The organism is Priestia sp. 10L35, from assembly GCF_056395685.1.
Genome location: NZ_JBFTKA010000003.1, coordinates 170,267 through 192,848 on the forward strand (window position 1 = coordinate 170,267; position 22,582 = coordinate 192,848).

Consider the following 22,582-nt stretch of genomic DNA (forward strand, 5'->3'; position numbering starts at 1 on the left):
CCACTCTGATTCTTTTGCCATTTTTGACGTACTACATTCATTTTATTTACTCGTAATCACTTATTAATTGTTAATTATTCTCTTTTTCCCGTAAAACAATCCTACCTTTTGCCGTTTTTGACGTACTCCTTCACTACTTTTGCCGTTTTCTGCGTACTAAACGTTGTTTTTCCCTTTGTTATTGCCTTTTCAAACCTCATTTTTTATTTTTTTCGCAGCACATATAAAGCTTTTGCCATTTTTGACGTACCAAACGAAAACTTTTGCTGTTTTTGTCGTACTACTACGTCGTTTTTGACGTTTTTCACATACTAAAAATAGCTTTTGCCATTTTTGACGTACTAACAAAATTCATTGTGCTATTTACAACGATCAGAGAAGTGATTTTCTTCCCTTTTTTTAGGTGAATCGAGATCACTTTTGCTGTTTTTAGCGTACTACTCTTCACTTTTGCTATTTTTGGCGTACTATACTGAGCCTTTTGCCGTTTTTTACGTACTAAAACGCATAAAGTTTTTTTTGATTTTTACTGATCGTAACAAACACTGTTCTGCCGGCGCTTGTTTGCTTTTGCCGTTTTTGTCGTACTAAAAAACCTATACGCTGCACCCCTTGATATGACAGCATTCTTTGAACCTTTTGCCGTTTTTAGCGTACTACTCGTTCGTTTGCGATTCTGTTTCTTATTGATATAATTTTCACAAGGTATTCTTTGTTATTTTACCCTAATAAATTATTGTTGATATGAAATAGATTGGAGGGATTCTCATGATAAAAAAAGAATTTGCGAAAATTGGAAAACAAATTATTCGCCAATTGTCTAGCACCATAGAAAAATATAAAGATATTGAAGATCACATGGACCTAGACGCTCATGGGAACCCTACAATCAAAACAGTGGCAGAGCATCACCGTTTATCTAAATCTCAAATTTCACAATTAATTTTTTATCACTTCCTTCACGTTGATGAAAGAGGTATTATTTGTGATGTTTCTGAAAAAGAGATTGCAGCCGCTTTGAATTGTACAGTTCGAACAGTTCGCAACAACAATATAGTATTAGCGGAAACAGAATTAATTTCCTATTCTCGCAGCGGCAAAGGAATCAATATTTGTATTGTTCCCTATCCTCAATATTTTGAAGAACACGGCTTTGGGTTTATGGAATTAGAATATACTCGCTTTGAAGAACTTATTCTAATTGAAAACGTAAATGCCCTTCGCTTAGAGCTGCGCAAAGAATTGGTTTATGACAACGATACGATTAAGCGTCAGTTTAATCCTGGAGAAAACACTTCAAAAATTAGCTTTAATGATTATAAAATTTTCACGCCGAAATATACTCACTACAAAGGTATGATGCAAAAAATAGCTGAAACACAGAAGAGCGCATTTAAAACCGTTGTCCAAGGATCTACTATTTTCTTTGTTTTAAAAGACGGAGCTAAAAATGGCAAGATGTCAAAACAAGAAAAGAAAGATCAATACGATGCGGCGATTCGACGTACTATTGAAGAGACTTTTGTAAAATTATCTGGACACAGCACAGATTCTACCGGAATTGTTATGTCTTCATTCCAAAACGAAGACATCGCTGATTTGGTTCAGCTTTCTTTTGAATATGGTATTGAACGAGTGAAGTCTGCCCTTTATTCGCTGATTGAACAGGCCTTCTTCAGCCATGATGCTCAAGTCGTTGAAAATTACGGTGGAAAAATCCGTACGCTCATTCGAAAAGAGCTTTCAAAAAATCTTCAAGATCAAGTCCCTGCCGAACTTACAGCTTCATGAGGGGCTTCTTTGGCATGCCTTTTTTTATTTTCTCTCCTTTCTCTTCTATTTTTGATACAAATAATGCAAACAAACACCCGATTTTGCAGCTATCCAATCCCATTATCCTATCTATATAAACGTAATGAGTTCAAATAAATGATATTTCTTGTGTATAACTACGGAATATGGCTAAAAAAATACCTTCATACTTATCCACAAAAGAAAGAAAACATATTCAATTAATGTTATATCATCCTTTTTGTTAATAAAAACATCCCTTTTATTTTTTTATTAACGATAATTTCCAGGTTATTTACTCTTTAACACGACTATTTTTATCCACAATGGAAATAATTCATACTTTTAATAGAAATCTTCATACTATGAGTTTTAAAATTCGTCTATTGCAGAAGAAAAAACATAGTGCATAAAATAGTTTCTATATTTGTTGTTATAAAAAACATCCTTTAGCTAAAGGATGCTGTTCACAAAAAAGGGCTATTTTCCACAAAGTTATTTATTGAAAAGCATTTTCCTCGCTACCCCTTGATATCATTGGGTTTTTAAAGGGTTTTTCTTTCTTTAATATCTGTATATAATGTTTGTTAATAAGATCTATCTTAATCTCTGCTATAAGATTTTATTTAATATTTGTATAAAGAAATGTTTTAAAGATATCTATACCTGAGGATTTTTTCTTTTTCTAAATTAAGGAGTTTTCATTTCATATACCAACTACAAATAAATTAAAATAAAATAATAGTTCAAACGCCTCTTCATAAATTCTAGTAGTATATTTTTAAAAATAAATTATACTATTCAGTAGAGAAAATTTTATAAAGCAAGAAAGGGACTTAGTCATGAAAGACATACAGTGGGTACAGCAAACTTTATTTAATACCGGTAAGTGGATTGACATTAGTGAAGTAATTATAAAGATTATCTTGATTTTCATTATTGCTCAAATCGTTATCAGGTTTGCTCGCAGTGTAATTAATAAAATCTTTGATTTCAGATTTAAAACTAAACTGCTGAGGTACAATGAACGTAAAGAAATAACGCTGAAAAAGCTTTGTCTGAGCATTGTCATGTACGTAGTGTATTTTATTGTACTTATTACGTCTTTAGAGGCAATCGGAATTAATATGAAAGCACTCTTAGCTGGTATTAGTGTAGCAGGATTTATTACAGGCTTAGGTGCACAAAATTTGATTAAAGATATTTTAAACGGTTTTTTTATTCTATTTGAAGATCAATTCTCAGTAGGAGATCACGTATCCATAAACGATACGAAAGGAACTGTTGAAGAAATTGGATTGCGCACGACAAAAATTCGCGGAGTTGACGGAGAGTTTTACTTCTTTGCTAATAGTAACATTACAAAAGTAGCGAACTATACGCTCGGTGAAATTCCCGAAGTACATAAGCCTGAACAAATAAAAACTCGTGAAGAATAGCTTCACGAGTTTTTATTTACGACTGTTGTAAAAAATTGATCGTATGATGTAAGGTGATAATCTGCTTCAATGTCGTCATTTTGAAATGCACATGTTTTGATTCCCAGTTCACGGGCAGGTTTTAAATCAAGCTCGCGGTCTCCAATCACTAAATCGAGCTGATACTTATCGTGAAGATAGGCATAAGCGCCGCTATCAGGCTTTCGTTTATAGCCATCATCTTTTGTAATAATCTCCGTAAAATAGTGCTCCATATTAAAAAATGCCAGAATATCAAGAGTAGACTGTCTAGATTTATGCGTAACAATTACATTTTTATCCGCAAAGCTCAGTACGTCTTCTACGTGAGGAAAAGCAGGCTTATCTTTAGGATTGATTTTCTGTTCGAGCACATGGAAGTGTTTATCAAACAAAGATTTTTCAATATCGAAGTGCTTAATTGCTACGTCAGAAGATATCTTCATTTGTTTTAAAATATCGTCTTCTGAAATCGTTTGATCTGTTAGTAATTCTTTGAATGCTTTTACAATCGTTGGATAGGTATCAAAGATGGTTCCATCAAAGTCCCATAAAATATTCATTTTTACTGTCTCTCCTTTTTTAAAAACGTAACGATTATACCAAATTTTTCATTGCTTGTCAGTGAACCATTTTGTCGTCGTTGCATTTAAAGTAAAAAAACTCGTATAAAACGAGTTTTTTTACTTTATTAGCTGCTGCTGCACCCACTCCCGCAGCTGGAGCTTGAACAGCTAGAGCTGCTGCAGTTTGAACTCGAACAGCTGCTGCCGCTGTCATGATGGTGATGCCCTCCATCGTGTTGGTGATGGTGGCGATTGTCTTCCCCTGGACTTGAACAGCTATAGCCGCTGTAAGAGGCTGTATCTCCCGCATACATCGTTTTTTTATATAGCAGCAACTCATTCATATGGCTTGAAAAGTTGGTAGCTTTGTAGAGAGAATAAAAAACAAAGCCTTGAAGAAGAAGTTCGTTTGATACATTTCCTTTTTTAACCGTTTTTTTAAAATAAGTTGATCCGCCTGCTTTTTTTCTCTTTCGAGCAGCATCGATTTCTTCTTTTAACGTTTGAATCAGGGCTCTCTGCTGTTTTTCCCATTTGCCGTTTCTTAAAAAATAGCGATCTAGTAATTCATCTTCTGACAATCTTTGAAAATCTTGAAGTGTACTTTTATCAAGCGGATGCTGAAAAAATTTCCCCCAAAGCAGTCGGCTGTTGCCCGTTATGTCAAACAAATGAGCATACATCCAATCGAAGAATGCTCGCTTATCCGGCTGTGGGGATGGAGTTGTATCTACATTTGGCTGGTGATGCAAAAAACGGCTGAAAAAGTGTTCTGTAAAACGCTTATAATCCACTGTAAACATGATCATTTCGTGCCACACTTCATCTACTTTTGCACTAAACATCGGTACGTCTTTGATGACTGCATTTAATAAAAAGTAGCGCTTCATCTCAAAAAACGTCCATTCTACTTCATCGTCTTTTGTATTTCCCCCTTTTATACGCTGTTTTACCTGTTGAACATAGGCTTTCGGTAAAGAATCTTCTAGTGAATGAACAATATCTTCAAAACCATTACCTGCATGTATTCCGAGCTCATCTGGAAGCTCCTCTTTATACAAGCGAAATCCCCTTGGCTTCCCAATCCCTTTAATAATCAAAGCTAAAAGAATTACCGCTCCTACTATAATTGCTGTTATCATCTTCTTCCCCCTATACCGCGTCTATATATTCAATATTTTACCACATTCGTAAAATACAAAAAAAGAGCTCAATTAACTTGAGCTCTCCTCATCATCAGGCATCTCGTCTACCTTTTCTACTTTGACTAGACCTTTGGTGCTATATTCAAGATCAAAGTATGCTTTAACGATATCCCCTTTTTTCAAATTGCTTGGAATCGGTTCATTTAAATTTTTATCGGAAAATTTAATGCCCGTTCCTTCTTTTGTTGTTCCGCTGTATGTACCATTTTCGATTTTTTCAATAGTAATATAATACACTCGATATTTGTGGGCTTCCTCGTCGCCCTTTGCTTTTTCTTTAACGGTTTCTTGTTCAGGAAGCTTACTCAGTGTTTCTTGGGCCTGTTCGGAAGTCGGCTCTGCTGATCGATTTATGAATTGCATCACAACTAACACTAAACATATAACTACTAAAACTAATAATAATATCTTTTTTGCTGATAAAGACAATGAACTGTGCCTCCTTACACCTTTATGTATATCATGCTGCACACAAGAGATTATACACGATAAAGGATTAGAAATTGGAATAAATTCTATAAAAATAGTAAAAATATGAGAAAGTACCTAGAATTTTTTACGCTTTTCTGCACTTTTTTGAGATAAAAAAGAAATTTGGTACCTTATCCTTAAATTGTAACTGATTCACTTCATTTTCGAAAAGAGTTTTGCCCATTTTGTCGTAAAAAAGTCATAATAAGAAGGAATATCACACCATATTGTCGAACGTATGTATATACTTATAATGAACTGCCGAACTGCTTTTCTCTACCCTCATTGTTGAGGCAATATGGCAACTGAAACAGCTTGCTGTTAAATTCAGATTACACATCTATACTCAGGAGGTGGAATGCAAAATGATGTTTGCACTTATTGTTGTGGTTGGTATCGTAGCACTTGGCGTAGCTAGCTTCTACGTCATTAAGCGGCCTCAAGGCGCTGTTGATCCTGAGGATCGCAAACCGCTTGTTTCTGTAAACGGGCATGTTAAATTTGCAGAAGGAATTAATCAAATTTCCATATCTAAAATTGACATGTACGATCAGCGTCTTGTTATCAATCAAGTAGCTATTATTCCATTTAACCGTATTCAACGAGCAGAATTTTCAAAGGTTGTCAAAAATGAAAAAGGCCTTCACGGAGCTCCTGTTCAACGCTATTTCGGTGAATTAACCATTCATTTCACAGACAAGAACGGGCAAGAAACATACATTCGCTGTGAAACACCGAAAAAAAATCAATTTCACCTCATCTACCAGTACGATTTAATGAAAAGACAATTAAATAAGCGTCTGGGTCTTGAAGATCTGCAGCCTTACCTTACTCTTCAAGAACCATACGAACTATAAGAGAAAACCTCCCTTTTTCACATATTATTTCACTTCCCTGTACATACTAGAAGCGAAACTGAAAATGGGAGGTCATTCCAATGGATTTCGTCCGTTTTTTGCAATATTTTTGTTCAATCGCCGGCGCTCTATGCTTAGGGTTTACCTACTATCACATGTTCAAGCGTGACGCTCCGGTTAAAAAAGAAGAATCACAGCAAGGTGGAACTGAGTAACGTTCACCTTGTTTTTTTATGTGTGGACATGTGCTCATGGCATTTGAAGGCTGAAAGCTAAATGACTTTAATCATTTGTAAAATGACGGGTGACTTTTCTAAAGGAATATCCTCTGTGTTAATGATAAGAAGTCCTTTTTGGACGCTGTAATTGGAGGAAGGCTGTAACACACCGTTTATGAATAGATTACTGTATGAGTAGCTCTCAGGATCCAATATATGCTGAGTGCCGTATTCTTTTAACGCATCTTGATCTGTAAAGATGCGCTTGCTGCCTCCGGCTACCGTATAGTATTCAAAGATGCGAACTTTTTTCGGAAATATATATCTAAATTCCTGCTGAGGCAACACGGGAAGCTTAATAAAAGGTGTTGAACAAGAGGTTGCATAGTGATTGCAGCCGTAAGATTTTTTCTTCAAGAAAAACTCTCCTTCACAGATGTACTTAGTTTAGTTATAGTCTTTAAGAATTAAATTTATGCCATTAAACCTATTCCTTAGAAGGAACAAATGCATATATTGAAGGATAGAACATGAAAGGAGGTAACACGTTTATGCCTCTTCAAATTATGAAACTCGCTATAGCCGCTACTACCACTGTAACCGCCAGTCCGACCGTCTCACGTTTCTTTTATACAGCAACTGCTACAACTACAGGTGCAGCCACTTTAACAATAGATGCCGCTGACTTTTTTGGTGATACAGGTGGCGCGGCTACTGCACTTCCAGCTTTAGCTACGGATAACAGCTATTACAATGTATATATCAACGGCGTTTTACAAATGGCTGGCCTTTCCACATATACGCCAGGAGCTACGGGTGTCGGTTCTTTAGCTATTACGGTTCCTGCTGGATCTAGCGTTTTAACAGGTTCTCCTATAGTTTTAGAAGTTGTTAACTTTGCTCCTGATTCTACAACTGATGTACAAACTTAAAAATAACTTGCTATCGTTTTATTTTAAAACGTAATCGCGTGTAAGATATATGAAGTTTCAGTTTTACAGAAATTTAGTGATCATAATAAAAGCTTCTGCGGATGTAGCGCAGAAGCTTTTATTATTGTTATTTATTTAATTCAAAACGCCCAGTTCCCTTTTCTAAACACAGGCTCGCTTGTACCGTCAGCTTTGATGCCGTCGATGTCCATTTCAGCTGAGCCGATCATGAAGTCAACGTGGGTGATGCTGTCGTTTTAAAGTGGGAAATTAGGGTTCTGTGACCAATCCGTGACCACTGTGTGACCACAAAATTTATGCTCTTAAGTTTGTTATTAAAGGTTTCCTGTCTTTTTAAATACCTTATTATCTTCATAAGTAATCAAGAAGTATATTTAATTTTAGGGTTTTTACATACTGTAAGGGAAAGAAACTGATAAGCATTTATTTGATTGCCTTCAAACTTTACATACTATGTAAGTGAGATTCTTTGGTTTTGACTTCTACTGAATATCATTAACCCTTTTGGACTTCATCGTTTTAATATTTAAATAATAATTTATAGTCATGTGTTAGTTTTTAGTTAGGAAGAACTAATTTTTCCCCTTTATTAACATCCCATTTCCAAAAATCATACAAGTTTCGAAAATCATCTTTCATAGATAAAGACAGTTTTTCGCTTCTTCTTTTCTCGTACTCTTCATCGTTTTTTATTCCGAACACTTCTCCAATAATTGGTTTTTTATTTTCTTCTTCAATTATGAAATCTGGAACAAAATCCTCGTATTCCACAATAGTTGGTAAATAGGGCTTATAAAATTTTCTACCTTGTACATAAAGAGCATCATACACTTCCTTTTCATAAGAACTTTCCACAAACAAGCCTGCTTTAGATACAGGAATAAGACAATAATTACCTAATGTTAATTTTTTATCATATTTAAAAGCCTTATAAACAAAGCCTGCAATAACATACATATCACTATGAGGTTCACTTGCTAACTTTTCACTAAATTCATTAATATCAACATAGAAAGCATTCTCTTTCTTAAAAGCATTGTGACAATATACAATATCCTTTACAGTTCCATTAAATAACTTATCATTATACTCTGTTTTTTTGTCATTATAGTACATATAAACAAAGAATACATCTTTTTCCACATTTACATCCCTTATGTTTAAGTGTTTGTGGAACATGTCACTTAGTGGCTTCTTTTTGGTGGATAATCGAATATTGGTAGATACCCCGTAAATATGTCTAGCTAACTCCAAAGCATCGTCAGGGAGCTTCTCCTTAGTTAAAACGATTCTTTCCCATGCCATCATATTTAATTTAGTTGCTAAGCCAAATACAGTAGCTTGTCCTCTTTTTTTTGAGCCGGCGCTTTCGATGTATAATTTATTTCTTTTTCCTTCCCCTTCCCCTTCAATTGATACTCTTGGACCTTTTATTTTTGAAAAAGGAACTATGTCTTCCAGTCTTACGATATGCTCATTTTTCTTTTCATCATACTTCCATGCCTTTTCATAGTCGTTAGTACCTTTGTACTTAGGATTCCTTATACAGTTTTCTGAATGACTAGTCTTATGATTGGCTGGGTATAAATGAGGTCTTTTCGATACTTTCATTTCAATACGATTTGAACAACAACAATATACAATGACTTCTTCTCTTTTTATTTTGTCTTTCAAGTAATTTAAAAAATCTTCATTGCAAAGATCATAAGCTTTTTTTCTTATTAATTCGCCAGTTTTTTTGTTATAAATTGCAAATGAACGTGTAGCACTCAAGGCGATCCCCTCCTTATATATATAATTTATACATTTTATTACTAATCCCTCTATAAGAAAGGCTTAAATGAAAAAGAAGCTTATTGAATATATCCATTTGTGCCTGAAGAAGAAATGCTCGAAGAAAGCAAACTTTTTATCCACTAAACGTCTCACACACTATCTTCAAGATTTCTTAAAGTTCATCTACTATAACGAGCCGATGCTCGAGGTCATGAAAACTCAAGTGATGGAAATGGTGCATGAACACATTAGTAAAACGTTTGAAGTCGAAAGCGTCGAACTTGGGCAGTTTGAATTAGACATGAAACTGTGGGCAACAAGTGAAAAGCGGGAACCGCAAGAACGGTTGGATACCTACCAGGTTATGGAAGCTACAGTTCGCATTGTCGAGCTTAATAATTACGTAATTGTACTACCTTTTATGATATAGTTAAAAGGTAATTAGTAAATATGTACTAACTGCCTTTCCCACTTTTTAAATATGTTCTTACAGTTTCTTTATCTTCAATTTTTATCTTTCATTTTCAAAGTTATAATTAGATTTTTATAAATTACTTCAGATTAGGTAAATTAATTTCTATTTCTTACAAGCTTCTATTAAATTTATGTAAAACCTCCATAGAGCATTAAGAGATGAAACTCTATTTGTAAATTAACTTATAAACCTATTAGATTTAGTATATAGAAAAGCATATCTATAGACGTAGCCACCAGTTTTCTTCTATCAATAATTTTATTTTGTATAAGGATAGAAATTCAATATAAGTTATAATCATTAAAGTACTGATTAAAGAAACATTATTATTCAATAAAATAATATATCAAGGAGTCTATAATAGATTACTATAATATTAAATTAAACTGAAAGGACAGCTAGAGATATGACAGCAAATAATCGAACCATTGAGGATAAGAGTGTTTCTGTAAAAATAGAGGAACTATATAATAAGGAACTTAAAGAATTATTTCTGAAAATGTATTTTCCAAATGAAAGTACACGACGAATAAAAAGACATCATCTTAAGCATGCAACAAATTTAGAGTATAACTATAAAAAAGATGTATATGACTTTACTTTTGAGGAGTTAGAAGCATTATTATATTCAGTACAATCAAGTACCTTAGATAGTCTCCGTAACACACTTTCAACGTATAGGCGTTATATAGACTTTGCCAATGAGCAGGGATTTAGAAATTTAAAAGAAAATCCTATTGCAGTTTTCAACTCCAAAACTACTCTTACTGATTATGTAGATAAAATTCGTATACTCAGTAAAGATACAATAATGCAAACGTTATTGAAAGCTGAAAACCCACAGGATGGAGTAATTCTGGCATTAATCTTTGATGGAGTAAACTTCAAAAATAAATTTGAAGAACTAGTAAACCTTAAAATTAGCGACATTGATTTTCAACATGGAAAAATCACTTTATCAAACAGGACAATAACAATAAGTGAAGAGACAAAAAGTCTTCTTCATAATGCTATTAATAGTACAGAATATATTAGCTCTATCGGAGAAGATAGAAAGTATTCTCTGCCTGTTAGCCAATATGTATTAAAGTCCCCTAGGGGAAAAAAACAAGTTTCAGAACAACTTATCTCCCAAAGAATTGTCCGTATGTCTAGACGATTAGATTTTCTAAATGCAACAACTACCTCATATAGTGGACAGCTTTATTATGCAAGTCAATTACTTGAAAAAGGCATACATAGAGAAGGTGTAATTTCTAATGTGGTTATGAAGTTTAATATTAAAGACAACGCGAGTTCAAGACATAAGTTACGCAATATGATGGAAGAACACTTAGAAGATTTATTAAAAAACAAAGAAAGTTTATATAAAAATTCTCATTCACTTATTCGCGTAAACATTATAGAAAAAGATATAGATGCTGAAATGGCAGAAGAAGACGAGTATTATAAGGATGGAGCAACTCAATATTATTATGGAAAAAGGTACGAACGAAATTCTCAAAACCGTAAACGTGCAATAGAGATACATGGTACATCTTGTAAAATATGTGACTTTAATTTTGAAAAATTTTACGGCGAGTATGGAAAAGACTTCATTGAAATTCATCATATCCATCCACTTAGTACATTAAAAGAGGAAATGAGTATAAATCCTGAGAAAGATTTAATCCCCGTTTGTGCAAATTGTCATAGAATTATTCACAGAAATAAAAATGAAATATTAAGTGTTGAAGAAGTAAAAAATATTATAAAAATACATCGTGTAATGAATGCTAATCTTTAGTTTACAAATGGGGTTAATATATTTAAAAACCTTAAAATTTATATTCAACATTTAAAGGAAAGCAATTTGTTTTGCTTTCCTTTTTTATTAACTTTATCTTTATTACTTATTTTTTGTAATTCTTTATTGAAATTGTTTAGCCACTTCAAGTATTTTATCTTTATACAAGGAAATTTCATTCACATTATTTAATTTGTAGATAGTTTTCTCTTCATCATTTAATTGTATATACTTATTAGCTGTATTGAATCCTAGTCTACAAACCCATTTTCTAATACTGTCGTCTAACAACACATTAAAATAGCTTTTATTATCTCGATAATGAACTCTATTCGAGTCGATTTCATCTTTTAATAGCAACTTTACAAAAACATACCCTTCTATTTCTTCCTCAGTTGTAACAATTGTTTCGATAGTAACTTTATCTTCGGCTACATTTTGATTATTTGGAACTCCTTCCTTTTCGTCTATATATTCATATTCTTCATGAGTATCTGAGGAATTTAAAGCTTTTTGAAGCTTGTCATTTACCTTCTCATTTACAAATTGTGCTAAAGATTTTTGTACTATTTCTCTGAAATTATCAATTACTTTCTTTGTTTTTACACCTTGATACACATCACTCAAAATAAACTTAATAAACTCATCATTGGGTTCTTCCCATTGTTGATTTAAAAATTGTTTAATTTCACTTGTGTACTTTAATTCAGAAGCCGTAGTGAGAACATTTTCTACATTAAACACACTTTTTCTAAACTTTGCTATCTCATATATATCATTGTCTCTAAATTCAAGTAGATTAAAAACAAAGAAAGGTTTAATATCCATTCTATTTGGCTCTTCTAAGTCTGTAAAAAATTTGTATTCAATTCCGTTAGTCAAAATAGCAAACTTAGCATTTGTTGTACCAAAATATCTAAACAATTGTGAATCATGTTTGTGTAATTCCTCATGAACACATTTAGCTTCTATTAAAATAACTGGCCTTCCACCATCCATGATAGCGTAATCAATCTTTTCACCTTTTTTAATTCCTACATCTGCAATAAACTCAGGTACAAATTCTTCTGGATTAAAAATATCATATCCAAATGCTTGTATTATAGGCATAATTAAAGAAGTTTTTGTTGCTTCTTCAGTCTTAATGTTATCCTTGATTCTCTCAATTCTGCTAGATAGAGTCTTAATCTGCTGAATGAAATTTTCCATTTCATCTCCCCCTTATGTACTATTACTATGCTTAAAAAGAGGAACTATGAAATCATTTCAATAATCATATATGCTTGAAATTATTAAAAACCAAGCGTGAACATACAAGCGAACGTTAGAAAAGGAAAGTGAGTAAATTGAACCAGTTTAAATCAGAAATAGAACTGTAGATAACAAGCGAAAAACAGGAACTGAAAGAATGACTAAATACCTACTAAGTGATGGAGATCAGAGCTCATATCATCGAATATACGTCGGATGCCGAGTTAAAAATGAAGCTTGGCGAAACAGAGATTAGAGGATCGCTTGCAGATTTTGGAGAAATAATTGTAGTGAGCGCAAATTTAACTGCTCATTTAATTAATTATGTAACTATACAACTTTGAAAAAGGATAATTTAAAGGTTCGTAACATAGGATTCCTTTCAACTTATTCTTTAACTTCTAACAATGAAAAGGCAGTAAGCTGATTTGCTTACTGCCTTTTTATTGTTATCTCTACTATTTTACTACACAAGTGGACTTTCTAAAAAAGTACCTACTTTATCATGCCCATATTTAAAAAATTCAATAGCTGACGAAGGCCTTAAAAATTGATTAAACATTCTTTCAAAAATACCATCAGATAACATTTGCTTAACATTTTTATACTCAATTTCGATTGCTTGTCCTTTATGTTCAAACACTTTTGAATGAACTTGAGTAGTATTAAACCTAGCTGTTTGCTTTTTGGATAAAATATTAACATTTACCTCCTTATCCTCAAACATCTTCAACCACTTATCTATATCTAGAGACATGTAAATCACTTTTTCTCCATTAATTAACTTTACTTTGTCATTTATACTAAATGGGTGTAAAAATAAAGGATAAGACAATGGTGAGCTAACAGAACTTCTCAAATCGATTGTTGGAAAGTCTATACCGACAGATTCTTTCCACATGTCAAAACCTGTATGAATAGACATTTTTGAGGTATTGTACACACCCACAATAAGACAACCATCGATCGTTCTAAGTGAATAATTTCTTTTATCTACTTCTTTCATCATAGATGCTACGACTTCGTCAAAGTGTTCTGTATAAAATGTCTCCTTAACAGTTTGAATGTTAAGCCCAGTCACTTCGTCTGTTCCAGAGCCAGTATTAATAATTTTTGCTTTATTTAATGCCGTTGATTTTTGTTTAACATATCGATTAAATTGTTTTTTAAACTTTTCATCTTTGTCTTCCAACTGATAATGTAATCTTCTATCACACGGTATTTCTTCATATTCTTCAACTATTTTTGCAATTTCATCATTCACCTTTCCTTCTTTTAATTCTATCAGTTTTATATCAGGGCTATCCAATTCTCTTACTAATAAGTCACCCACTTGAATAAAAGACGTAATATCATTTACTAATGGGAATGTAGTTTTATCACTATTAAAAATTTCTTCCACTACTTTTAAATCATGTTTTAAATTAGAATTGAATATTTCTACTTGTGAAGTGAAACTATATAATCTTCTAATTATTGTTCTATCAAATCCTAATAATTGCCATGCGATAGTGTCTGCAATCTTTCTTAACACACTTTCTTTATATTCAATAACCTTCAAGTTATATTTTGACTTTTCAAGAGATTCTTTACTCGCTTTCTGTTTATTTAATTCTTTAATCAGTTTTTTTATTGTATCTCGCTTTTTCCCTAATTGTAATAAATTTTGTATTATTAGATTTTGTGCTTTCATAAATCCTATGTGTACATTTGAAATAAACTCAACATTTTTTTCTTTACTTTTTGAGAGTTTTCCATAGTCTACTTTAAAAGAAGTGTGTTTAATTCCATACTCTAAAACATAATGAAGTATAGACTTCAATTCTCTATTAAAGTTATTATCAAGCATTTTCTTCTCCTCATTAACCAGATTTTTTTGATGGTGGCAAAAAGAGTTTTCCAACAAAATCAATATAGCATAACAAAACGTTAGTCCTTCCTTACACACATTCAATTATCCTGCCAGCGTCCCTCACTAATTAAAATCTCTTTTAACCTTTGAAACATTTTGGGATGAAAATTAACTGACTGGGGATGATTATTTATTTCAGTAGGATTTAAAACATCATTTGAAACCATCCATATTTTTTCCTTATCGTTCTTATCTTGATATACATTAATCACAAACGAAATGGTCCTACTACTTTCCTTATTAGATTTATAAATTTCTCCTCTAAAAAATTGTTGTTTACTCAATTAATTCACTCCCTATTTTTTATACCCGTTCTTCCCATTTTAATTCAGGGAACTGCACTTTAAGCCTATGTATTTCATGTAACTTCTCAATGATATATTCTTGAATACTTTTAATATGATCCGATTCTGCTAAAAATCAGAGTGAAAAATCAAGATTTTGTGACCAATCCGTAACCACTGTGCGACCATAAATTTTATACTCTTAAGCTTGTTGTAAAAGGTTTCCTAATACCTAATCTTCATAAATACATTAAATAAACAGGAAAGCGGATTGTTTTGCTTTCCTGTTTATTTGTTTTATTTTTGTTACATATCTTTTTTCTGTACTACATATTCTTCTTTTTTATCATGTCCAATTCACCTCATATAGCTGTGCCCTGAAAGGTGGGTGTATATTGAAACAACAAAGGAATGGTACACTGCTTAATTTCTATATTTTCACAGAATACTGAGTACTAGTAGATGAAATTTCTCTTTTATTTAAATCACCTTCTAGAGAATCTATAATTTCTTCAAATTCATCAAAAGGATGCCAATTTTTTCGCCATTCTTCAATAAACTTAACGTCATTTGACTTTGGTAATCGGTTATTCTCTAATTTATTAATTTCGACTACTGCTGGCATAGGTATAGCTTCACCAATAATAAGAGCCTCTCTTTGTTTGAAAGAGGATAAACTATCTGTTAAAGAGCTTACATCATCCGGCAATAACTTTTTTATATATTCTTGATCGTTTGGATTAGTAACTCTCATTACTACGAAGCTGTTACACTGTGAGAAGATAGTTTCTGATATTTCTGATGGTCTTTGACTCACTATCATTACAGACACACCATATTTCCTGCCCTCTTTAGCAACTCTTTCAACAGATTGTTTTACAGACTTATATTTAGCTTCTGTACTTTTAGGAATATAATTATGAGCCTCTTCATAAACTAGTAAAAAAGGTATTTTTACATCTTCTGCTCTTCTAATCTTTTTTCTGTGAAATGCAAAATTAAAGATTAATCTACTAATAAGGGAAACACTATTATTAATAATTTCAAACGGCATACCACTTAAATCAATGATAATGACATTTTTCTTTTCTTGAGTTACATCTTCTTCTAAATATTCATATCCAATAAATTGTTTAATAATATTAGACAGATTAATACGATAGTCATTCCCTTTATTTAATAAAAAATTTAGTCTATCATCGTTAATTTTTGTTTCTAAACGATTTATAAACCCTGTAAACTTTCCATGAAAGGTTGTTTTAACTGTGGTAATATCCTCTATCTTCTTTCCTGCTTCTTCTAATAATTCAAAAATAGTTCCCGCTTTCTGCGTTTCAATAGCATCAAAAATATGTTCATTTCCCTTTTTGAAAACTATACGACCGTTTACCTCTTTTGAAATATTATAATTTTTTATATACTGCATGACTTCTTTAATACTGAAATATACAGGTGTATCATATGTAATTCCATCCCTAAATTCACCATACACATCCTTATTATGAAATTTTTTATTTAGTACAACAGCTCTCTTAAAAATATTTCTTTGATTATGATCTGAGCCCTCCACATCTAAAAAGAAATCCTCAAGTTCCTCCGAGTTCATCAACCAATACGGTAATTTAATATCACTTACTGTTAACACTCTACAATTATCTTTAAAAGAATGTTCATATTCTCCGTGGATGTCAAAAATAATAATATGGGAATTATTTAACATTCCTTCCTTTTGTTCTACTGTGAAAGGAGTTATTCCCTCGTGTAAAATTTTAGCTACAGTACAAGATTTCCCACTACCAGTAGATCCAATTACAGCTAAATGCTTATTAAAAAATTTATTTCCATCTAATATTACATCAATAGATTTACTGTTTAGAGATATAACCTGTGGTAGTGAACTAAAGCAAAATTCATTTTCTTTGATATCTTGCTGAAAAATACGTTTTAATATTTCATTATCAACAATTTCTACATGGTTAGGAGGAATTGTAATGTTATTACTTCCTCTATAAAATTCATTTTTGTTCATGTAACCAATAGGATGAATATCCAATATAAAAGATGGCTGTTTCTTTTTTACATTAATTTCATCTAGATAGTCATTTATATCCCTTATTTTATAATTTTTTAGAATACCTATAACTGATTCATCAAATTCATCTGAAATTTTCACATAACTTCCTAAAGTGAATTTTTCATTTAAATTTCTAAATTTGTTTGGATTAGTAACTTCTACTTGAATAGAGTTTGGAGAAACAGAAAGGATTCGGAAAAATTGATTATTTTTACTTTTAGACGTGAAAATTCTACTTAAATCACTTAATGTCTTCATACCCTTTGTATCCTCAATAACATATACTGTTGCATTGTCAATCCCAAAAATTGATTTGTATTGAGTACTATTCCCAAAGCATATTACTACGTCAATATTAGTTATACCGTTAGTATTATTAATAAAGTTGTCTGCTGATACAATTTTAATTTGATATTCAGCCTGCGTTATAACACTATTCTTATTAGTATAAACTATAGGATCTTGATTAAATTTATTAACATCAAAAAATCCCCAACTTTCATTACCATCATTAAACTGAATGTTTTTCTTCAAAAGTTCCGTTTTTAGAGCAGAAACTTCTTCTGATCTTAAATCTAATATAACAGTCCAAACCTTATATTTACTGATAGCTTCGTTTAACGAAAAAGAATCTTCGATAACATTTAATATAAAATCACTAAAGGATATATCTCCTTGTCTATTTAACAGGTAATCCTTGCCGATATATAAATATTTATTTTTTGTCTTGCTCAGCCCTTTAGTACTTCTAAGCTTTTCAATAATATAATCGTAATAATTATCTTTTCCTCTATGCCATGCATACCATTTATTAAACAAAAGAACTTTCTTATCAATTCCTTCTATAAGTTCTTTTTTACTTATCATTCTCTTCTCTTTATGCTTCTCTTGGGCTCTTGTTAAGTAATCTTCAACTTCCAGTTCTTTAAGAAGTGCATCTAATTCCCCTTGCAAACTTATTATTGCATCCTTATGTGTTTCTAGCTCTCCAGCTCCGTCTTTCATACACTTTTGTCTATATTTCATCTTAGACTTTATACTTGAAATTTCCTTTATCAACTCTTTGTACTTTTCCTCTAAACTTTCTCCATGTTCACAAGTTTGAATAGCTTTATTAAAAACAATTTTGAGAGCATTATTATAATAATAATTTTCTGCCTCTTCAATGTCTTTGCAGTTGTCTATTTCCTCATTTAATAATGCTAAAACTTGGTTATACTGAGCATGTATATCTTCAGCTTCGAGATCTATCTTTAATAATCTTATAAACTCTTGTAATTCCCTATCATCTAATGGCATCTCTTCGTTGATGTGTAATTGTGTTACAATCTCTCCTTTGTTATTTTTAGTTGTTAGGAGATCTTCTTTTAGAAAGTTCAGACTACTTTTACCTTCTTGATCCGCAATGTTTTTATTACTATCGAGTTTTAATTTTTCAGTGCCTTCTTTAAAATGTGCATATAAGTAGTAGCTTCTTCTAGTTAAATTTTTTTCTATTACTTCTTTATAGTGCTTAAACATTTGTTGAATAGGTTCTTTAATTTCAGATGTTTTGTATGTTGATTTTGCATAATACTTAACTTGAATGGATACGCTATCAAATTCATTTAAATTCTCAATATCTATATCTTCAATTCCTTCTACGCAGATAGAAGTATTCTCTGCTTCCTGTTTAATTAATTCTATAATAGTTTTATCAAATTGATATAAATACCCTGCAATAGTGGATTCTGCAGACCTTTTTCTTTCCACAATTAACACCCCTAAAAAATTTAATTATTTAGACAATTAATTATATCATTATTATTGGATAAATATTTAATTTATGGGAGTTTTTTAGTTAGCAAAAAAGACTTTATGCTATAAATAGATGAGGTTTATGTTATATCATAAATATATTGATAAATTCCTCAAAAAACTGCTTTAAGAAGAAATAATAATTTTTCGCTCCTGCCTTAACAACCTATATTCGTTCCTATTTTGGGAGCCATTACATACTAATTTTAATTTAGATTACAAGCGTAATAGATCTATAATCCTATTCATCGAAAAAATCATTTAAAATGAGAGAGATGATAACGATTCTGACTCTTTCCTGGATATGGTATGCGCACGTAAGAATCTCTCTATTGACACTATCTCATTTTGGTTTAGTCTTAAAGTCAAGGAATACTAAGATTTTAAACTTTACAATATAAAGAAGAATCATATTAATTTATTAAAGCCTTTCACCTCGAACACTCATTTTCAGACATTATTTTATAAAATAAAAGCCCCCTGTCTGTTCTCGTTAATTGTTGGTATAATATAGATATTGAGTCTCTGACTAAAAATAAGGAGAGAACAGACAAATGCCAACAATTCTTAAACGTTTTGAAGAGGATGAAAATAACTTTATTCTAAGAGTTCGTAGCGATCAAGTAACCACTATGTATAATCCCCATGATCTTCGGGAATATCTTTTGAATCATAATCATTTACCTGACCCCAATGAATGGGAGCATGCCATTATATATTCTGCATTTGTTCATGTAATGGACTTAGGCCTAGGGGATGATATCACAATTCCAATGAAGAAAAACCCTCGTGAACAAAACATTAAAACTACTCCTTCTCGAAGAATTGCACAGAGTTTAAAAAATACAGATAAAGCAGGAGATGATCGTCCGCATAACCAAGCCTTCTACCTTTTGAACAGAGGAATTGTTTTAGTTTCTCATAAAGTTAATATTTTAAGTAATATTAGTTTTGAAAACGAAAAGAATAATAATCCCACAGTTCTAGAAATCATAATGGATAAGGAGAATGAGGGAAACATTGATGGTGGTCATACTTATAAGATAATTAAAAATACGGTAATGGATTATAAAAAAAATGAGGAGTACCTTGATGCATTTGTTAGATTCGAAATTACAGTAAACTTTAATGATGTATCACGTCTTGCAGAAGCTCGTAACACGTCAGCCCAGGTTTTAACCCGATCAATAGTGAATTTGCAAGGGGGATTTGATATATTGAAGGATTTATTATCTAATCTCTCCTTTGCAAATAGAGTAATGTATAAACAATTTGAAAAAATTGAAGACGGAACTAAAATGTTGCCGATAGAGAATATTATTCGATTATTGGATTTGTTTAACCTTGCTCGTACTCCTAAGTATTCAACAAAGTCCAAGTATAGTCGTAAGCCTTCTATACCTCCGATGAAATGGGCATCTGGAGCAGATCCACTTATTAAGGCCTATGTGCAGGAAATAGAGAAATCCGCTGAAGAAGAGCGTGATTCTGAATATGTGTTAATGGCCAGCATAATTCCAGGTATTTTCTCAATATATAATTTCTTAGAAAAGAACATTCCTGACATATATAATAGAGTTGGTGCTACAGATTCAAATACTTCTGGTAACTATGCGCTTATAAGTTTTTCTAAATCAGACAAAAAAGAATTATATAAAAATTTCCGTAATATTACTACATATTCTAATGGACAAAAAAACACTGAGAATGGAATGAAATTTGATGTACCTTCTGGGTTAGTACATCCTATTGTAGGTTCATTTCGCATGTTGGTTACTAAAGATATTGATGGCTATTACAAATGGATTGATGGTTTTGACCCAAACAATCAAAAAGAACTTGAAGAAATGGTTGAACCCCTTGTTAGCTATCTAGTGACAAAAGCTCGTAATGAAAATGTAGATAAAGTTGCAAAAAGTAGCGAACATTGGAATTATTGTTTATTAACCATGGATCAAGTAAGACAAAGCATTGAAGAAAGAAGAAACATTAACAATGAATGACTTTGTAGCTGATGTTTTAAGGGCGATATTGAAACATGCTGATGGTTCTTCTTGCACTAGACAAAGCCTCGTCTTTTATTTACAAAAACATTTGGATGAAGATATTGAAGATTATGATGTATACCCTATTATAGAGAGAGCTATTCAAATTAATATACTAAAACAATTAAACGATGATCTGCTTTATTTAACTGATTATGGTAGACAATTATTAATTAATCCCACTACGGATTTCCATGGTTTTTGGAGCATACAAGGCTCAAGACTTAATTCAGAAGGAGCGGAACATAAAGATACCCCCTTTGCTAATAAACATCTTGAGTCTTTAGATTTACTTATTAAATCTTATAAAGAATACATGGTCAATCTACGTAAATATCTTAAATCCCTACTCATGAATATGAACGCATATAGCTTCGAATCTTTGGTAATAGATGTGCTTATTCAATCAAAAGAAGCGTTACATGGTGAAGTTACCAAAAAAAGTGGGGATGGTGGAATAGACGGCCTACTTTATAGAACTCCGTTAAAACAAGGAGAAATACCTGTACAAGTAAAAAGGTATACTGAGAATAATCTTGTCGGAGAAGACGATATTAGAGATTTCATTGGTGCTTGGAGTCAAAAGCATTTTAGTGGAGCTTATTTTGTGACTACATCAAGCTACACAAATAAAGCTATTTTAAAAGGACACGAGCGTGGAATTACCTTAATAGACGGTACTCAATTAGTAGACTTGATGATACAGTATAAAGTTGGTTTAGAAGTTAAGAATGAACTAACTTTCTGTTTAACTCCTTCACTAGAGTTTTTCGATTAATAATATTACCTTAAGCAAGATAAGTAATTAATACTATTTACAAATATACAATTTTTAAAGAACCTCTTATTATCAAGAGGTTCTTTCTATCTTACTTGATCTTAATTTTGATTTTTGCCCTGTTGAAAACTATATGTACTAGTATTATTGTTTAAGGTACTTCCATTTGCTAAATATTCCTGTATATTTTTAATGATATCTGATATTAAGTAACAGGCGATGTATATTAATCTATCCTTTATTTTTATTTTAATTTTATTTCCCAAAAGCTCATTTCCTTCAATTTTCACACTTAATTTTATTACATTTGTTAACTGTATCGCTGAAATTTCTGTAACTGTAGTACCATCATGAATAATGCTATTACGAAGGTGACCTAATTCTCTAGCAATAGGTAAAAATTCTTCGTAACAATTAGAATCTATGGCTTGTGCAGGTGGAATGTTAAAGTTTATATTATACAGGTTACGAAATAGATAAGTAATGTAACGAATATTATAATTACTTGGAGAGCCAAAAAGAATCTTATCTGAGGAAGATACTATTTCTCTCTTCCACAAAGAGTTCAACACTGAAATGTAACTTTGAGGAATTTCTTGTTCCTTTATAAATTCTTTAACAAATGATTCCCATAAAGACATTAAATATACCAACCGCATTTGGTTATTTATATTTAAATGCTCGTCTACTATGTCTTTCAGAGTAACCTCTCCAGCCAACCCTTTAGCAGTTAGTTCTTTGTACTTGTACTTTTCTTTAAGAGGGAGATCGAAATCTAAATTTTCAATTCCTTTGACTATAAAATAATTGTGTGTTTCTTGTAATTCTATGACCTCTTTTTTTATTCTATCAATGTAATGCTCACAAACTTTTGAACTCATAGTTT

At 31.7% G+C, this 22,582-nt stretch carries 19 protein-coding genes and 2 pseudogenes; 10 read left to right on the plus strand and 11 right to left on the minus strand.

Annotated elements, in window-relative coordinates; genetic code table 11:
• Positions 1-768: 768 nt before the first annotated feature.
• Both AC1DEF_RS11880 and AC1DEF_RS11885 read left to right on the plus strand, forming a co-directional pair.
• Positions 769-1,791, plus strand: a complete 1,023-nt coding sequence (locus tag AC1DEF_RS11880) for a hypothetical protein (RefSeq protein ID WP_318331212.1) — start codon at positions 769-771, stop codon at positions 1,789-1,791.
• An 842-nt stretch (positions 1,792-2,633) separates the two neighbouring features.
• The gene (locus tag AC1DEF_RS11885; RefSeq protein ID WP_025751311.1) at positions 2,634-3,230 is read left to right on the plus strand and encodes a mechanosensitive ion channel family protein; all 597 of its coding nucleotides are present in this window, start codon (positions 2,634-2,636) and stop codon (positions 3,228-3,230) included.
• 2 nt (positions 3,231-3,232) lie between these two features.
• Here the strand turns inward: AC1DEF_RS11885 and AC1DEF_RS11890 are convergent, their stop codons facing one another.
• From AC1DEF_RS11890 to AC1DEF_RS11900, 3 genes are all read right to left on the minus strand, one after another.
• Positions 3,233-3,811, minus strand: a complete 579-nt coding sequence (locus AC1DEF_RS11890; protein WP_097825131.1) for an HAD-IA family hydrolase — start codon at positions 3,809-3,811, stop codon at positions 3,233-3,235.
• Positions 3,812-3,939: 128 nt separating this feature from the next.
• The gene (locus AC1DEF_RS11895; RefSeq protein ID WP_477727385.1) at positions 3,940-4,956 is read right to left on the minus strand and encodes a glycine-rich domain-containing protein; all 1,017 of its coding nucleotides are present in this window, start codon (positions 4,954-4,956) and stop codon (positions 3,940-3,942) included.
• A gap of 72 nt (positions 4,957-5,028) precedes the next feature.
• Positions 5,029-5,448 (minus strand): hypothetical protein, encoded by a 420-nt coding sequence (locus AC1DEF_RS11900; RefSeq protein WP_097825133.1) that lies wholly within the window; start codon positions 5,446-5,448, stop codon positions 5,029-5,031.
• 407 nt (positions 5,449-5,855) lie between these two features.
• Here AC1DEF_RS11900 and AC1DEF_RS11905 point away from each other — a divergent pair, with 407 nt between their 5' ends.
• Positions 5,856-6,347 (plus strand): hypothetical protein, encoded by a 492-nt coding sequence (locus AC1DEF_RS11905; protein WP_013083672.1) that lies wholly within the window; start codon positions 5,856-5,858, stop codon positions 6,345-6,347.
• 80 nt (positions 6,348-6,427) lie between these two features.
• Entirely contained in the window at positions 6,428-6,562 is a 135-nt protein-coding gene (locus AC1DEF_RS11910; RefSeq protein WP_014459590.1) for a hypothetical protein, read from the plus strand.
• 57 nt (positions 6,563-6,619) lie between these two features.
• Here AC1DEF_RS11910 and AC1DEF_RS11915 read toward each other — a convergent pair whose 3' ends face one another.
• Positions 6,620-6,982, minus strand: coding sequence for a DUF4183 domain-containing protein (locus tag AC1DEF_RS11915; protein ID WP_230586540.1), 363 nt, complete (start codon positions 6,980-6,982; stop codon positions 6,620-6,622).
• Between the two features lie 134 nt (positions 6,983-7,116).
• On the opposite strand from AC1DEF_RS11915, the gene AC1DEF_RS11920 reads away from it, so the two are divergent.
• Positions 7,117-7,497 carry a DUF4183 domain-containing protein gene (locus tag AC1DEF_RS11920; protein ID WP_097825134.1) on the plus strand — a complete coding sequence of 127 codons (381 nt, stop codon included), beginning with the start codon at positions 7,117-7,119 and terminating at the stop codon, positions 7,495-7,497.
• A gap of 140 nt (positions 7,498-7,637) precedes the next feature.
• Here the strand turns inward: AC1DEF_RS11920 and AC1DEF_RS11925 are convergent.
• Both AC1DEF_RS11925 and AC1DEF_RS11930 read right to left on the minus strand, forming a co-directional pair.
• A pseudogene (locus tag AC1DEF_RS11925) lies at positions 7,638-7,754 on the minus strand (aminopeptidase); the annotation flags it as partial.
• Positions 7,755-8,076: 322 nt separating this feature from the next.
• Positions 8,077-9,291 (minus strand): hypothetical protein, encoded by a 1,215-nt coding sequence (locus AC1DEF_RS11930; protein ID WP_477727386.1) that lies wholly within the window; start codon positions 9,289-9,291, stop codon positions 8,077-8,079.
• A 202-nt stretch (positions 9,292-9,493) separates the two neighbouring features.
• Here AC1DEF_RS11930 and AC1DEF_RS11935 point away from each other — a divergent pair, with 202 nt between their 5' ends.
• Positions 9,494-9,724 carry a hypothetical protein gene (locus AC1DEF_RS11935; protein ID WP_477727387.1) on the plus strand — a complete coding sequence of 77 codons (231 nt, stop codon included), beginning with the start codon at positions 9,494-9,496 and terminating at the stop codon, positions 9,722-9,724.
• 451 nt (positions 9,725-10,175) lie between these two features.
• Positions 10,176-11,555: a phage lytic cycle repressor MrpR family protein gene (locus tag AC1DEF_RS11940; RefSeq protein ID WP_477727388.1), complete on the plus strand. Its 1,380-nt coding sequence runs from the start codon at positions 10,176-10,178 to the stop codon at positions 11,553-11,555.
• 123 nt (positions 11,556-11,678) lie between these two features.
• Here the strand turns inward: AC1DEF_RS11940 and AC1DEF_RS11945 are convergent, their stop codons facing one another.
• A complete protein-coding gene (locus AC1DEF_RS11945; protein WP_477727389.1) occupies positions 11,679-12,764 on the minus strand; it encodes a type I restriction endonuclease in 1,086 nt (361 codons plus the stop codon).
• Positions 12,765-12,982: 218 nt separating this feature from the next.
• On the opposite strand from AC1DEF_RS11945, the pseudogene AC1DEF_RS11950 reads away from it, so the two are divergent.
• A pseudogene (locus AC1DEF_RS11950) lies at positions 12,983-13,093 on the plus strand (DUF3898 domain-containing protein); the annotation flags it as partial.
• Positions 13,094-13,272: 179 nt separating this feature from the next.
• Here the strand turns inward: AC1DEF_RS11950 and AC1DEF_RS11955 are convergent.
• From AC1DEF_RS11955 to AC1DEF_RS11965, 3 genes are all read right to left on the minus strand, one after another.
• On the minus strand, positions 13,273-14,655 hold the full coding sequence (locus AC1DEF_RS11955; protein ID WP_477727390.1) for a hypothetical protein: 1,383 nt from the start codon (positions 14,653-14,655) through the stop codon (positions 13,273-13,275).
• A gap of 101 nt (positions 14,656-14,756) precedes the next feature.
• Entirely contained in the window at positions 14,757-15,002 is a 246-nt protein-coding gene (locus AC1DEF_RS11960) for a hypothetical protein (RefSeq protein WP_025907938.1), read from the minus strand.
• A gap of 430 nt (positions 15,003-15,432) precedes the next feature.
• Positions 15,433-18,828 (minus strand): ATP-binding protein, encoded by a 3,396-nt coding sequence (locus tag AC1DEF_RS11965; protein WP_477727391.1) that lies wholly within the window; start codon positions 18,826-18,828, stop codon positions 15,433-15,435.
• A gap of 599 nt (positions 18,829-19,427) precedes the next feature.
• On the opposite strand from AC1DEF_RS11965, the gene AC1DEF_RS11970 reads away from it, so the two are divergent.
• Both AC1DEF_RS11970 and AC1DEF_RS11975 read left to right on the plus strand, forming a co-directional pair.
• A complete protein-coding gene (locus tag AC1DEF_RS11970; protein ID WP_477727392.1) occupies positions 19,428-20,876 on the plus strand; it encodes an AIPR family protein in 1,449 nt (482 codons plus the stop codon).
• Positions 20,845-21,696: a restriction endonuclease gene (locus tag AC1DEF_RS11975; protein ID WP_477727393.1), complete on the plus strand. Its 852-nt coding sequence runs from the start codon at positions 20,845-20,847 to the stop codon at positions 21,694-21,696. The genes AC1DEF_RS11970 and AC1DEF_RS11975 overlap by 32 nt, the downstream gene beginning before the upstream one ends.
• A gap of 101 nt (positions 21,697-21,797) precedes the next feature.
• Here AC1DEF_RS11975 and AC1DEF_RS11980 read toward each other — a convergent pair whose 3' ends face one another.
• Positions 21,798-22,577 carry a hypothetical protein gene (locus AC1DEF_RS11980; RefSeq protein ID WP_477727394.1) on the minus strand — a complete coding sequence of 260 codons (780 nt, stop codon included), beginning with the start codon at positions 22,575-22,577 and terminating at the stop codon, positions 21,798-21,800.
• Positions 22,578-22,582: the final 5 nt, after the last annotated feature.